11 protein-coding genes and 1 CRISPR repeat array are annotated in these 14,724 nt (G+C 63.5%); all 11 genes read right to left on the bottom strand.

The genetic code is table 11. From position 1 onward, the window contains the following. Positions 1 to 17: 17 nt before the first annotated feature. A CRISPR array of direct repeats spans positions 18 to 3,069; the repeat unit is 37 nt; unit sequence CTTTCAGTCCCGTCTACGTCCGGGTTGGCGTTGGTGG. Between the two features lie 611 nt (positions 3,070 to 3,680). Beyond that, entirely contained in the window at positions 3,681 to 4,646 is a 966-nt protein-coding gene (gene cas4a / locus AB1446_11055; GenBank protein MEW6547431.1) for a type I-A CRISPR-associated protein Cas4/Csa1, read from the bottom strand. Between the two features lie 121 nt (positions 4,647 to 4,767). Continuing rightward, a complete protein-coding gene (cas4, locus tag AB1446_11050; protein ID MEW6547430.1) occupies positions 4,768 to 5,367 on the bottom strand; it encodes a CRISPR-associated protein Cas4 in 600 nt (199 codons plus the stop codon). A 15-nt stretch (positions 5,368 to 5,382) separates the two neighbouring features. Next, positions 5,383 to 5,646 (bottom strand): CRISPR-associated endonuclease Cas2, encoded by a 264-nt coding sequence (gene cas2, locus AB1446_11045; GenBank protein ID MEW6547429.1) that lies wholly within the window; start codon positions 5,644 to 5,646, stop codon positions 5,383 to 5,385. 113 nt (positions 5,647 to 5,759) lie between these two features. Continuing rightward, positions 5,760 to 6,761 (bottom strand): CRISPR-associated endonuclease Cas1, encoded by a 1,002-nt coding sequence (gene cas1 / locus AB1446_11040; protein ID MEW6547428.1) that lies wholly within the window; start codon positions 6,759 to 6,761, stop codon positions 5,760 to 5,762. Continuing rightward, the gene (locus AB1446_11035) at positions 6,758 to 6,928 is read right to left on the bottom strand and encodes a hypothetical protein (protein MEW6547427.1); all 171 of its coding nucleotides are present in this window, start codon (positions 6,926 to 6,928) and stop codon (positions 6,758 to 6,760) included. The genes cas1 and AB1446_11035 overlap by 4 nt, the downstream gene beginning before the upstream one ends. Positions 6,929 to 7,120: 192 nt before the next feature. Further along, a complete protein-coding gene (locus AB1446_11030) occupies positions 7,121 to 7,591 on the bottom strand; it encodes a nucleotidyltransferase domain-containing protein (protein MEW6547426.1) in 471 nt (156 codons plus the stop codon). A 126-nt stretch (positions 7,592 to 7,717) separates the two neighbouring features. Then, positions 7,718 to 10,099 carry a CRISPR-associated helicase Cas3' gene (gene cas3, locus AB1446_11025; GenBank protein MEW6547425.1) on the bottom strand — a complete coding sequence of 794 codons (2,382 nt, stop codon included), beginning with the start codon at positions 10,097 to 10,099 and terminating at the stop codon, positions 7,718 to 7,720. Positions 10,100 to 10,162: 63 nt separating this feature from the next. Then, complete coding sequence (gene cas5 / locus AB1446_11020; GenBank protein ID MEW6547424.1) at positions 10,163 to 10,957, bottom strand: CRISPR-associated protein Cas5; 795 nt, start codon at positions 10,955 to 10,957, stop codon at positions 10,163 to 10,165. Next, positions 10,945 to 12,018: a type I-B CRISPR-associated protein Cas7/Cst2/DevR gene (gene cas7i / locus AB1446_11015; GenBank protein MEW6547423.1), complete on the bottom strand. Its 1,074-nt coding sequence runs from the start codon at positions 12,016 to 12,018 to the stop codon at positions 10,945 to 10,947. The genes cas5 and cas7i overlap by 13 nt, the downstream gene beginning before the upstream one ends. A gap of 48 nt (positions 12,019 to 12,066) precedes the next feature. Beyond that, on the bottom strand, positions 12,067 to 13,575 hold the full coding sequence (locus AB1446_11010; protein MEW6547422.1) for a type I-B CRISPR-associated protein Cas8b1/Cst1: 1,509 nt from the start codon (positions 13,573 to 13,575) through the stop codon (positions 12,067 to 12,069). Between the two features lie 96 nt (positions 13,576 to 13,671). Then, positions 13,672 to 14,694: a transcriptional regulator gene (locus AB1446_11005; GenBank protein MEW6547421.1), complete on the bottom strand. Its 1,023-nt coding sequence runs from the start codon at positions 14,692 to 14,694 to the stop codon at positions 13,672 to 13,674. Positions 14,695 to 14,724 lie beyond the last annotated feature (30 nt).

Below are 14,724 nucleotides of genomic sequence, written 5' to 3'. Positions count from 1 at the left end.
GGATGTCGCCTGTGGCTCTTTCAGTCCCGTCTACGTCCGGGTTGGCGTTGGTGGTGGCGCGGCCTGGAGCACGAGCGGGCGCTGTGGAAGCTTTCAGTCCCGTCTACGTCCGGGTTGGCGTTGGTGGTGGCGCGGCCTGGAGCACGAGCGGGCGCTGTGGAAGCTTTCAGTCCCGTCTACGTCCGGGTTGGCGTTGGTGGCGCTCCAGGTAAAGCTCGGAAAGGAGTTCACGGACTTTCAGTCCCGTCTACGTCCGGGTTGGCGTTGGTGGAGGTTGGGTGGTATCGGTATAGTCAGCAGGCTGTATCTTTCAGTCCCGTCTACGTCCGGGTTGGCGTTGGTGGGACGTAGCAGGCTCCGGCTGTCACGTCGAGCTGGGTCTTTCAGTCCCGTCTACGTCCGGGTTGGCGTTGGTGGTCTGGCAAGTCCAGTGGTGCCGCAACCGGCACCGAACTTTCAGTCCCGTCTACGTCCGGGTTGGCGTTGGTGGTGGTTGCATTGCTGTCTGCCGCACTAGGATACGTATTCTTTCAGTCCCGTCTACGTCCGGGTTGGCGTTGGTGGTACGGGATGGCGCAGAAGAAGCCAGGTAGGTTTGGTGCTTTCAGTCCCGTCTACGTCCGGGTTGGCGTTGGTGGCGGGGGTCGGCGGGTTGATGAGGACGGTCGGTATCCTTTCAGTCCCGTCTACGTCCGGGTTGGCGTTGGTGGCGGTGGGGTGGAGGAAACTCCACGTTTTCCTCCTCGCTTTCAGTCCCGTCTACGTCCGGGTTGGCGTTGGTGGTCCCACAGGGACAGGTCGATCCAGCGGTTCTCCTGCTCTTTCAGTCCCGTCTACGTCCGGGTTGGCGTTGGTGGGCCACCTGGACGCAGATCGCCCGCCTCACGTCCATCGGCGCTTTCAGTCCCGTCTACGTCCGGGTTGGCGTTGGTGGAACTGCTGGGCCTGTATGCCGATGAAGTGGTGAGACTCTTTCAGTCCCGTCTACGTCCGGGTTGGCGTTGGTGGTAAGAAGAAGGACGCCCAGCATGGCGTCCACCATCGTCTTTCAGTCCCGTCTACGTCCGGGTTGGCGTTGGTGGTGCTGTGACGGTATCTGTGCGGCAAGCTAAGGAGAGAACTTTCAGTCCCGTCTACGTCCGGGTTGGCGTTGGTGGGCTGCGCAGGCTCCCGCCCAGGTCCGTGCGGGTGGACTTTCAGTCCCGTCTACGTCCGGGTTGGCGTTGGTGGTCCCGGGTCTCGACCTTCTGCTCATAGTTGTGTTTGACTTTCAGTCCCGTCTACGTCCGGGTTGGCGTTGGTGGACCCAACCTTAAGCGGGAGGCAAACCCCAACCATTTTTCCTTTCAGTCCCGTCTACGTCCGGGTTGGCGTTGGTGGTGGGTGAAGATTGCGGGAATGGACGTAGACAAGGTGGACTTTCAGTCCCGTCTACGTCCGGGTTGGCGTTGGTGGGACCACCTCCGTCCGAAAACACAAGCGCCCCAACCGCTTTCAGTCCCGTCTACGTCCGGGTTGGCGTTGGTGGTGGGGAGGTCGCCCACGCCTCTGGGTTCTCCCGTAGGCTTTCAGTCCCGTCTACGTCCGGGTTGGCGTTGGTGGGCATGGGAGGGCCTGGTACCCAGGGGCCGCAGAATCCTTTCAGTCCCGTCTACGTCCGGGTTGGCGTTGGTGGTTGGATTCGCCCGGCTTGATCACGGTCGGTGAATACCCTTTCAGTCCCGTCTACGTCCGGGTTGGCGTTGGTGGTCATCAACGCCCGGTTCGAGCTTATGCGGGCGAAGATCTTTCAGTCCCGTCTACGTCCGGGTTGGCGTTGGTGGCCATACCCCTCAAAAGGGCGTCAATCGCAGTTGCTACCTTTCAGTCCCGTCTACGTCCGGGTTGGCGTTGGTGGTTCCAGAGTTACATTGCCACTTGGTCAGCGCCAGTCTTTCAGTCCCGTCTACGTCCGGGTTGGCGTTGGTGGAAAGCGGGGTGATGGACATGGTTAAACTCGTTTCGGGCTTTCAGTCCCGTCTACGTCCGGGTTGGCGTTGGTGGTGGAGCTTACGCCGCTGGCGGTGGAAGCGCTGCGCCTTTCAGTCCCGTCTACGTCCGGGTTGGCGTTGGTGGACGGCCTGCTGCCCCATGCCCGGGCGGAAAACGTGGCTTTCAGTCCCGTCTACGTCCGGGTTGGCGTTGGTGGTTATCCGCTTCCGCCGCAGATCCAGTGAGCACGCGGACTTTCAGTCCCGTCTACGTCCGGGTTGGCGTTGGTGGGTCGGGGTCGTCCTACTCGCGATCACCATGGTGGTGCTTTCAGTCCCGTCTACGTCCGGGTTGGCGTTGGTGGTTGCTGGGACGGTGACCCAGGGGATCGTGTCATATGTCTTTCAGTCCCGTCTACGTCCGGGTTGGCGTTGGTGGTCCCCGGGTCGCCGGGTTGGAGCTGGCGTCGGCGTGGACTTTCAGTCCCGTCTACGTCCGGGTTGGCGTTGGTGGTGCGAGCGGTTCGGCCGCATTCCCGAGCCACCCCACTTTCAGTCCCGTCTACGTCCGGGTTGGCGTTGGTGGCAGGAGGCGGTGCCCCCTCAATGGGTGGTACTGGCGCTTTCAGTCCCGTCTACGTCCGGGTTGGCGTTGGTGGTGCTACTTTACGGGCCACTCAGTAGCGAGTCCTGGTCTTTCAGTCCCGTCTACGTCCGGGTTGGCGTTGGTGGTCCGCGTACTTAGCGGCCTGCTTCCGCAGCTGTGCCGCTTTCAGTCCCGTCTACGTCCGGGTTGGCGTTGGTGGCTATCTTAGCCGCCTTTTTCAGTAGCGGGAGGCAAACTTTCAGTCCCGTCTACGTCCGGGTTGGCGTTGGTGGTGGACGAGCTTAAAGACGCGCTGCCGCAGCGCATCGCTTTCAGTCCCGTCTACGTCCGGGTTGGCGTTGGTGGGCGACCGGCGGGGTTATGGTGCCGGCGATCCTGGACCTTTCAGTCCCGTCTACGTCCGGGTTGGCGTTGGTGGTCAACCGGATCGAGGGCAACATCAGCGCCATCGAGTTCTTTCAGTCCCGTCTACGTCCGGGTTGGCGTTGGTGGAGATGTAGTCGGCACGGGCAGGGCCTTTTCCTGCAAGGGGTCGGTGCCATACGCAGCACACAGGCACGGGGGTCTGGCCCGAAGTGCGACTGATTGCGTCAAAACCCCGGTCATCTTCGAAACGGCGGCAGCGGCATAATTGCCTGCAGCGCAAGGAGTCACACGCGACGACGTACGATAGCTCGGGGCAACCCAGTCTCATGCAGGGGACCGGCGTGGCACATCTTCGGGCGGCGCATATCCATGCAGCGTCTTACATGGCCACCGCCAGGGCCCCGGGGCATGACCGGTACCAGCAGTCCATGGTATGGCGCGGTTTCCTCGTCCCTTGCAATCAGCCCGCTGCGTAAGGTCGGGGGTAGCGGACCGGGCATGGTGGGTGGAATGCTGTGCGCCGCGTTTGGCCCGGTCCGCCACCACAAGGAGTCACTTGTCAAGGATCAGTTGACCTGGCGGAGGGATTGCCGCTGCGGGAGCGCAGGCTAGTACGGGAATCGCTGCATCCACTGACCGTAGGAATCATACACGTTCCGCCGGTTGCCTGTCCAGGTAATTGATGGGGCGCAGGAATCGCTCCGGGGTGCTGGCACCACCCCGGGGTGCGGCACCGCTCACGGGCCGGGGCGTCGGGGGCGAGGGCCAGGACTGCGGCCGTCCGAGGGCCAGCATGTCGCATGGTACGGGCAGGCGGGACGGCAATCGTCGGCGCGGCCGGGGTCGATCTCCTCGGCGATCATGCGCATCTTTTCGTCCCGCTCCTCGATAAACCACTGCCTTACCTCGTCGTCGATGAGGTGGAAGTCCTTGCTGATCACCAGGCGGTCTTCGCGGAACTCGGCATAAATGAGGCACCCCACGTTGATGGGATACTCGTGCAGAGCCTCCATCACGAGGGCGTAACCCGCGGTGGTGAGCCGGTGAAACGGCCGACGCTCTCCGAACTTGAGGTCCAGCACCATGGGTTCGGAGAAGGTGAAGGCATCCGCGCTCAGGTTGGCGCTGAGGCCCAGGAAGGAGCCGTCCAGTTTCTGTTCCACCACCACCGGGATGGCCAGGGAGACCAGCGAGTCCTCACCGATGTGGGGCTGCTTGGCCAGGTACTCCTGGACGCGGGCGATGATGCGGGCCGCCTCGAACTCCCAGATGATGCGGCACCGGCGCATGGCCTCCTCGAACCCCTCGTCTCCCAGTGATGCCCGGTGCCGCTCCAGGGGCGCGAGATCGGGCTCCCTCAGGGCCTGCACGATTTCCTGGTAACCGGCCACCCCCTTCTCGTAGATCAGTTTCTTGGCCCGGACCATGATGGTGACCAGGGTGTCGTGGAAGACGGAGCCCAGGACCATGGCCTTGTTGGGAGGGGGCTTCACCTTGTGCACCCGGCGCAGGAAGAGGTCGCGGCCGGTGGGGCAGTACCGGGAGGCCACCTCATAGAGAGCCAGCTTGACGTCATAGAGGGGTTCGAGGGGCGGCCGGTGCCAGTTCCAGCCCCGCAGATCCTCGTTCACCTCGTTCTGCCGTGACTTGGGGATGAGACCCTTGAGCAGGCGCTTGCGCTCCTCTTCGGTAAGGAAGTACATGTCGCTCTCTCCCCCATCGGAGCACCGCCGTCCGGCGCGCCCCACTCATCCGTTGGCCACGCCCCACTTCTGCATCATCCAGGACTCCCCGGGATCAGCTCGCCCGTGTGGGGGTGGCCCATCACAGCACATCGCCGCAAAAGCGGCGGTACTCGCAGTCGCGGCAACGGGCGCCGGACCGCGTACGGGCGGGCACCCTTTCCTCGGCGACCATCCGGCGGATGGCCCCCATCATCCGGCGCAGGTGAATGCGCATGTTCTCGGTGATGTCAACCGGCTGGATGCGCTTGCCGGGAGACATGTAGAGGAACCCCGTCCGCACGGGCCGGCCGAACTGCTCCTCGACCAAGACAGCGTAGGCGGTGAGCTGGTACTTGTGGTTCAGGGCCGGGTCCCGTGTGGAGTACTTGAACTCCACGGGGAAGTAACCGCGGGGGGTGACGAGCAGCAGGTCAAGGATGCCGGTCAGGCCCAAGCGATCGGAGTGCAGGTGCACTTGGAAGCGGCGTTCCCCCTCGTCCAGCCCGTACTCAACCAGCTTCCGTCGCTTCTCCAGACGGTCCAGTTCGAGGTGCTCCAGTTGGCCGTGCTCCATCTTGTGGGTCACCTTCCGCTCCACCGGCAACACGTACTGGTAGTACACCACCCGCGGACAGTACATGTACTGCTTGATGTCGCTCACCCGGAGGGGCAGCACCCGCGCGCCTTCATCCTGCTCCACGTTCGTCAGCCCCCGTCACTCCCGAGGGGGAGGAGGCTTGTACTGGATCTCCACCCGCAGCGCCACGTCCTTGTCGCAGAGAGGGTAGATCTGGATGTTCCCTTCTTTCTTGCCCAGGAGTCGCTTGAGTCTCTGTTGCAATTCCTCCCGCCGGTTCCGGTTGAGGTCGCCGAGGAAAGCGCTGTACTGGATGCGCTGCAGCCCGTAGTCCTTGCAGGTCTCCGAGATCTTTGTGCGCAGCCGGTCGTCCACGATGTCGTATATCACCAAGGTCTGCACCGCCATCCCCCCGCTACCCGAGTCGGCCCGTGCCCCTCCGTCCGCCGCTTCGTCCAGTCATTCCGCGCCACGCCGGTACCGGTGTGACGCCGCCTACGCCGGGCACTACTCCATCACCAACTCGCCACGAAGGGCCGGTAGTTGCCCTCCCGCCGCAGGAAGGTGGCCAGGTGCCGTGCCTGCCTCTGTATGATGGTCTTCACCTTGTGCTTCTCGCCCTCGTAACGCTCGGTGGACTCCAGTCTCTCCAGAACACGGTCGGCCACCTCCCTGCGGGTGGGCTGGGTAAGGCGGCCCTCTTCCATCTGGGGCTCGAAACCGCGGGTGATCATGGCGATGATGGTGCGGTCCACCACCTGGGCCCGGAACTCTTCCACGAAGTCGAGGACCAGGCTGGGCTTGCCGGAGCGGTCGGCGTGCAGGAATCCCCCGTATGGCTCCAGCCCGGCCAGCAGCAGGGCACCGGAGGCCTGCTGGTACAGGATGCCGTAGCCGTAGTTGAGCATGGAGTTGAAGGGATCGGTGGCACCCCGCCGCTCCCGGCCCACGAACTCGACCCTGCCCAGGATGACCTCGCCCACCATCTGCCAGTACACGTCCGCGCCCCGGCCCTCGATGGACATCATCTGCCCCCGCACGTCGTCCACCCTGCTGCCAGCCAGGTCGTGGAGTTCGCCCCTGATGGCCTCCATCTTCTCGGCCGCCTCATAAAGCCGGCGGTGCAGGGCGGCGTCGGCGCTCCGGCGGTGCTTGGCGAAGTACTTGAGGACGTTGATCTGGTTGCGTATCTTCGCCTCCACGAAGGCCCTGGCCAGGTAGAGGCCCCGCTCATCGTAGTAGGCCAGGAGCTGCTCCCGGCGGGTTATCACCATGCCGGAAAGGTGCGGCGAGGTGATCTTGGCGTAGGGTTTCCCCGAGCCGGAGAGGAAGTTGATCTGGATACCCTGCTCCACGCACTCGCGGATGACATCGCTGGAAACGCTCACCCCGCCCGAGGCGATGGTCACCTGCTCGAGGCTGGCGAAAGGAACCTCCACCAGTACCTCCTTGTCCTTCCTGACCACCAGGCGCTCCGACTTCTTCCCCACGAACGCCCCGTATTGATCCACAATCACATGCTGCTCCACCTGTCCTCGCCACCACCGCAGTTGCAGCCCTCTACCAACCTACGACACGCATCGAGCACCACCCGAGCCTTCTCAATTGCTTCGTCAGCATCTTCAGCCGTGTACAGCATTTCTGGCGGCACATCGCTCTGCTCATCCCCGTAGAAGCTGTTCACGCTCAGCCCATAACACCCGGGAGATCGAGGCCAGCTTCCCGATGGCGGTCTGGAAGTGTGCGGGAAAGCGCTCCTTGTGGTGTTGCAGGACAGGCCCGACGTCATGCACGCGGGGCACATCTAGACCTTCCCAGATCAGCTCCCTTGAGCGCGAGTTCCACATCGCCGCCGTTTCGCCCCCATCGCCGCCAGTCATTCGCGCAGTCCCGCCAGCAGCGAAGCGAAAAACCCATCCCGGTCGTAAAGCAAGATCGCTTCGTACGCCATATTGAGATACAGAGGATGAAAACGGGCGGCTTCCTCCTCGCTCCGGAGCACTTCTGTGAACTCAGTGTAGACTCCGCGCTCCCACAGTCGGCGCAGACCCACCCGGAGCTGCTCACCTATCGGCTCCACCAGACGACGTCGCCGAAACGCACCTGTCGGCAATTCCCGACATACCACGAGCAGGTCGATATCCGAGCCGGGACCTGCCTCGCCCCGGGCCACAGATCCGAAGAGTACAACGGACGTCAGATTGTCCCCAAGCACCTCTCTCGCAACCAGAGCATAGTCCTCCGCCAGCCTTCGCAGTTGCTCGTTCAACTCGCGGGCATCGCCCAAATCAGATCCCGCTCCGTCGGGGATCGTCCCGTCACCTGATCTGCCCCTGGTACCAGGCACCCTGGCTCTCCCCCTTCACCACCGTCCCACCTCAGGGGGCGCGGAGCCGCCAGCCCTCCCCCTATAAACCATAGCATGTCCCACCACCTCTAGCATCGGGCTCCCTCCGCCACAGCATGACGGCACTCACTGGGCGATCCTTAACCCCTGCTCACTGCTGTATTCGACTTCCACCACCCTCGGCCATCCTTTAGGACGGTCCCCCGCGTCGACAACCTTGCCGCGTGACCGCAGGCTAGCGAACTGGCCGAAAGCCATGGGAACCAGCAACTCCGTGGCTTTCAGGGGCTCTTCATCCATAAGCCTGCTGAACTCAGGTTCCAGCTCGGCTGGTAGCACCTCAACCCCGTCGAAAGCCTGGTAGAACTGTTCCTCCAGGGCGTCGTCCGATTGGAAGGGCCTCAGCCCGGCAATCGGGCCGCGCACGAACTGTCCGTAGCTCGTCTGGTACTCCTTTGTCCAGGAGGCTCCGATGTCCCCGGCGTACACCTGGTTCAACCAGTCCGATACGGCCTCCTCGTCGATGGCCTGCCCGTCGCTGCGCTGTAGTACTCGCAGCGCCGCCCTGACCAGATCCGCGTGATAGACATGCTGGCCATCGTCCGGGCGCGTGAATACGTGCAGGGGCGCGAGGTTGGACGCTTTTCCCCTGCGATTGATGCGGCCGAACCGCTGCACCAGGGCTTCCAGAGGAGCAGGGTCGGTGTACAGGACGTCGAGGTCGATGTCGAGGCTTACCTCCACGACCTGGGTCGCGACCAGCACGATAGGACGGCGCTCTTGTGACTTCGCACCGGTGCAACGGCGCACCGTTCGCTCCTTGTCCAGGCGGTCACGTCCGTTGAACCGACCGTGCAGCAGGACCACTGGCACCACACCTGCCAACCTGTCGCGGAGCATCTCGTAGGCCAGCTGCGCGCGCCTGACGGTGTTGCAGCAGGCCAGCACCGATTGCCCTTCCCGGGCGATCCGCTCGACTTCCGGCAACCCCTCCTCGAGAAGGTCCCCGTCCTCCAGGTGTAGACGGTGCCTGCGGAACCGGGCGAACAGTTCGGGCGTGGCGCGCAGCGTCGCGCACTCACCCAGCACCTCCTTGACCCGGGCCGCAACGAGTTCGGGCAGGGTGGCCGACATGACGAAGAACCGGGTACCATAGTGCCGCGCGAGGTAACCGACCGTGGCCAGGATGAGCGCCAGCCGACCGGGTTCATAGGCGTGGATCTCATCCAGTACGCACAAAGCGTTGAGGAAATCGGTCAGCAGTGCTTCATAACCCTTGAGACGAAAAGGACCTTTCAACATCTGGTACGGGCTCAACACCCTCATGGGGTAGTAATGGAGTTGGGCCAGGTTCCGCTCCCAGCGCGCCATGCGCGCCGCCGCCGCAGGGGAATACTCCTGATCCAGCAGGCTGCGGTAGAGGGCAAGGGCGCTGCGACTGTGCTCGAGCCCCACCTGCCCGGGAAAGGATCTCTGCAACCGGTCGTACATGGCGTTCATGCTGGCCTGGTAAGGCAGCATGTAGAAAAGGCGGGGACACCCCACTATCCAGCGCCGGCCGACCCCACCTGCTCCCCGCGCCGCCTGCCCGTGGGCCCAGAGCAACGCCGACTCGGTCTTACCGCTGCCAGTAGGAGCGACCAGGATGGCCGAGCCTTCCGTTTCCAGGCTGCAGGTCTGATGCCGATACATCTGCTCCCTGACGAGCTCAAGCCGCTTGCAGATATCGCCCCGGCCCAGGACGGGAGCCGGCAAATCGCCGGTGTGGGCGGAAGCGGTGTAGTCGGAGGTCGTCATATGCCCGCGCAGCGCTATGGCGGCGACCGGCAGGCCGCCCCCCGTATCGCGATCGAGTTCCTTGCTCAAGCGCCGGTACTCCCCCAGCCATCGCCTGGCTCGGGCCAACCCGCTGCGGGTTATGGCTTCTATCGCTGCCCGTGCATCCGGCACTCGGGAAACATCTATCCCCAGGCCGGTCGCGTCAAGGCGCTCCACCCAGGAGGGAACACAATCGACCAGCCAACGGTGCAGCCCCAGCAACGTTTCCGGCTCCAGTTCCGAGAGCGGAACCCGCAGTGGGTCTTCTTCCGGGTCCTCCATTACCGGATAGAGAAGCTCGATGTCGTCGCGGTCGCGGTGGTGAGAGGCGATGGCGGCGGCCACCCATCGCCTCTCATCTTCTGGCAGACACGGGGCGATCCAATCCACGAACACCAGCGACACGATCTCGTGACGGTAGCGCCACCGGGGGCCATTACGCAACGAGACCTGAAAGCCCCTGGCCGCCTTGCCCCAGTCATGGAGGAAGCAAGCCCAGAACATACACCGCGGCAGCCCGGGAAACCCCTGCGAAGCACCCAGCGCCGGCCTCAGCCTGAGCATGTCTATGAGTCGGCTCAGGACTCCCCAGGTATGCTGGGCCAGGCTCTCCCCCTTTGACTGGCCGGGGGCGGGACTCTTGGCCCATATGTCATCGAGCCAATCGGGCCACAGCAGATCCGCGGTCACCACCGCCTTTCCGAAACCCACGGCAAGGATGCCGGTGCGAGGCCTCCACCCTCGGGTGGTCGCTCAGTCGGGCAACGTCACCCCCGCCGGGCTGGTCCGCTCCTCTGGCGCATCCACAAAGGAATGGAAGAACAGGCCCAGATGAGCGCCATCCACTTCCGGCGACGTGGGGTCGACCCAGAACATCTCGCCCTGCGATCCCTCGGGCTGTAGCAACTCCTCACTCGTGAAGCGGCGGGTCACCATCACGTATCGTTCGAAGTGCGGGGTCCTCCCGCTGGAGTAGTCCAGGAACCGCGGCATCAGCACCGCGACCCCCCGGGCGATACGCCTCCCGAGGTCGTAGGGGGCCAGGGTATGTTCGAAGTAAGCCCTTGGCGCCCGGACGAGTTCCACCACGGTGATGGCCGTGTACGTGAAGAGGTCCTGCGAACGTCCCAAGACCACTGCATACCGGGGGCTCCGGAAAGACCCCTCCCATTCCGGCCGGTTGATGTACAGCACCAGCCGCGGCCCGAACAGCACGGCCCGCTTGAAGGGATTGACGGCTCCCTCCAGCACCTTCGGGAGTTGTGTGCCCGGGAGCTTGCCGCTTGAAGCCGCCACCATGTGCGTGTGCTCCACCTCATCCACCCGGCGCACGTACGTGAAATGGTAGGCGAATTCGACACCAGCGGGGTCAACCCATTTTCCGAGGGCGCTGCAGATGTGCCCGTAAATGGTGGCAGGGGGCGGCATGTCGAAGGTGGGCTGGACCCCGTGCATGAAATGCGGGTAGCGAAAGGAAGTCGTGATCCCCTCCGCCACTACCTTCAGAACTTTCCTGCTCAAGGCAACCGCCGCCTTCAGTCGAGCCACTCGTGGTTCTCCGGTCGCCTCAGGTCATCCACGAGCGCGCCAAATGCCTCCCGCGGATGCATCACACGGATCACCCTGCCCTTCGGCGTATCTGCAAACGCCTCCAGCTTGGTCCTCTCTTCGTCCATGTAACCACGCACCCAACCGACGTAGACGGGAGAGAGTATGTCGTCGGCGAAGACCGTCAGTACCTCCTCCAGGGCCTCAACGCGGATCTCCGGAAGGCCTCTGGTCGTGGCTCCCACCACGTGACCGAAGATGTGGTTGCCTCCCCTGGTCACCGCCATGATGGTAACAACGGGCGAAACGTCGGTGTAATGCAGGGTCTGCTTGGCACCCCCCTCGAGTTGAGCGAGGCCCTCGAACAGCGCCGCCACCCGCTGCACCCGCTCGTCGAAGGGAAGTCGATACGCCTTTTCTTTCTCCAGGTGCTCCAATCCCTTGGCCTCAGCTCTCTGCTTTCGCTCTTCATCCAGGTTGCGGAAACCCGTCTTGTTACGGTACCAGAAGGTGCCTGAAGCGCGCAGGTCCAGGGAGAAGAGCCCCTTGAGAGTAGTCCGGTAGAACTGGTGCTCGTGCGGCACAGGGTCACCCTCGTGGCGGGCCATGACGCCGAAGTCGTCGGTGATGGTTACCGGTGCGATGGACACCAGGGTGCTCACCCGGAAGGGGGAGGCCCGGGTAACCGTGTCACGGGTGGGGGTCTCCATCGCCCGACTCTCGTCCTGTTCCCGCTGTTTCTGGGCAGAGGCCTTGGTCGAGGGAGCCCTCATGTAACCAAAGAGGTCGTCGTCCCACCACTCGATGGGGTTGGCATCGGTGTATGCCACCTTCTCCTCACGGAAAATGGGAGCTGCCTTCCAGCCGAAGTTCCCGTTCTGCAGCGTCATGCGCAGCCAGTACCGGAACGCCTGGGCGGAAACGTAAGGATACGCACCGTCTCTGGCCTTGATGACTTTCACCCCGACGGTGTTGTCGGTTCTGGCCCCCGGGATCTGGCCCAGGTTGTTGAGCGCCGACGCAGGCGCGTCGATGAGCAGGAGTCCGGTGACAAAGGACATCCCTTCACGCTCCTTCCTATGTCGCTCACTCTTCCCTTCCAAACGTGCTCAGGCCTGTTCCTCGCCTTCCGAACCCGCGCCCTCCGCTGCGGCTTCGACAGTTATCTCCGGCACCACCTCCCTGTTCTTGGCTAACCATCCGCGGTGGTGCAGTTGTTCCACCATGCGGATGAGCACCAGGTCCCGGGCCAGTTTCCAGTCGGGTCGCGCGATCTCGTCACCCTCCTCGAAGATCGCGATGAACTGATCGAACGTGATCAACGGGGGTTGCCCCCTGCGGACCTCGTTGGCGTCCGCCTTAAGCAGTTCTGCCCGGAAATAGCCGTAGTTGTTCAGCGTGAAGAAATTGCGGAAGAACCCCTTGTCGTTCTGCGTGCTGACGTAGTCCGCCAACCGGTCGCCCAGGGCACGGATCTGCTCAACACGGTGCCTATCCACGTTCATCACCTTCCTCAGGAAAAGGTCAGTCAGCTTCCAGGATACCAGGTCAGCCTCTTCGCGCAGCGAGTAAGTGCAACGCGGGTCGCTTTCATCCCCCCTGGCCCATCGTACGGCCGTACGCAGGAAGTACGTGCGCAGAAAATACCGCGCGTTGTCGGGTAGTTTCAGCAGGTCTTCATACAAGAAGTTGCGGCGCGGCCCCCCATCCTCGTCGGGCTCAGCCTCACCCTTCTTCCGCTTCCTGGGCTTGGGAATCTCCCACGCCCGGCTGGCAATGTCGTTCCACTCATGCCGGTACTCGGCGCCGACCACCGTACGCAGGAACGACATCATTTCCAGGGGGAGATGGTAGATCTGGAGAGGCGGGTTGCGCGGGTCAAGCGGGTTTGACTGGCCGCTGTTGGTGAGGTGATAAGCCGTGAGAGAACATGGCTGCCCGCCCTCATAGTCCGACCCTCTGCTCTGCTCCACGCGCGCCTGCTCCAGTTGCAGAAGGGTATCGATTAGCAGGGTCCCTGCTCGCGCCTTGGCCTCTGGCATCTTCGTGCTACCTGCCGCCCGCGCCATGCTGATGGCCGACATGTTCATCCGAAGAAACTTCTCCGCGAATTCATAAGTCAGGTCAGGGTTGTCGGAGTGGACGGCGAGAAGGCGTCCGCTGCACTTGGCACACCCCAGGGGCAGGGCCTGGATGCAGAGCAGGGCTTCCCCTGACACCGGCAAGCCCGGGTTCCCCCCTGGGTGGAAGTTGATGATGTCTTCGCCGGTGATGAGGGGTACGTGCTGCCGGAATACCACCGCCACAGCCGGTTCCCCCGTAAAAACGCACTTCATACCCAGCCTGGGCGCATCGCGCCCGTACGCCCGGAGCACCTGCTGGGCGTACTCGAGCCGCTTGTCCAGGCGCTTCGCGTAAGCCGGGTTGGTGAAGCCGGAGTTCGGAAAGGCTACCACCAGGAACGTCTTGAGGGGATCCACGGTATACTGCTCCGTGAGGAAGTCCGCCGCCTGCTCCAGATCTTCGACCGTGATGGTGCTCAGGTCTCTTTTGCCGACAATGGCCCCAATTGTCGCCGCCCCTACATCAAACAGAGGGTGCCCGGTGTACTTGAGCATCGCGCCATTCCAACCCCCTTCCCTTCCGACCACGTGTCTGTCCGCCCCTCAAGTCCAGGGGCCTCACCTGGATGCCACCCTATCTGGGATCTGAGTTCAAGGAGGTCCTGATACAGCATCTCTGTAGCGGGAGGTGAGGCGGGCGGCCTCGTCGGCCACCATCTGGCGGAGCTCGGGCGGCGCCAGGACCTCGGCACCGGCGCCGTACTGCAACACCCAGCGTTTCACCTCACCCAGGCCGCCCACGCGCATCCGCAGGATCAGTGAGCCGTCGCCATGCTCCTCCAGCTCCTGCGTCGGGTGCCAGCGCTTGCCCCTGATGTAGCGGGCCTGTTCCGGCGCAAACCTGACCACCACCTCACGGGGTTCGCCCCGCTCGATGCGGAAGCTGCACGAGAGGTAGTCCCTCAGGTTGAAGTCGGGCGGTATCCTGAAGGTTTGGTCGGTGAGGCGGTACTCACCGACACGGTCGAGGGCGAATATGAGCACCTTGCCCCGCAGGTGGCAGTGCGCGATCACGTACCACACCCCGTCGTACAGGTGGAAACCGTAGGGATCGATCTCCCGCTCCGTGTCGGCGTCGCGCGAGGCGGTGTAATACTGCATCCACACCGTGCGCTGCTCGGCGCGGGCCCGATCCAAATCAGCGAACACCCGCGCTATGCGTTGCTCCTCGCCCCGCAGAGGCTCCACGTCGAAGCTGATCCACTCCACCATGTCGCGTGCATCCACGGTGACCTCGTCCGGGAGCAACGCGGTCAGCTTTTGCAGCGCCCCGCACACTTCTTTCTCGTACGGGGTGCCCCGGCACTGGCGCAGGAGCTTTTCCGCCAGGAATATGGCCACCGCCTCGCCTTCGCTGAGGCGCAGCGGTGGCAACTCGGGCGCGCCACCCACGTAGTAATAACCCCGCTTCACTGGATCGTAAGCGATTTGGGCCGCCACCAGGTCCTTTAGCTTCTCTATGTACCGTTCAGCCGTCCGCCGTGAACACTCCAATGCTTCGGCCAGAGTTCTGGTGTTGGGATAACGCTTCTCCTTGATCAACCTGTGGATCGTCAGGAGCCGCCATATTACGTGGCGATCAGGCGGAACGCTGCGCTCCTTTACCTGCTGCACGTGCCACACCCCCGTGCCACCGTGGCCGCG

Source organism: Bacillota bacterium (assembly GCA_040757085.1).
Lineage (GTDB): Bacteria > Bacillota > Sulfobacillia > JACIYH01 > JACIYH01 > JACIYH01.
Note: the sequence above shows the minus strand (reverse complement) of the source record. Positions and strands in the feature narration are given on the sequence as shown.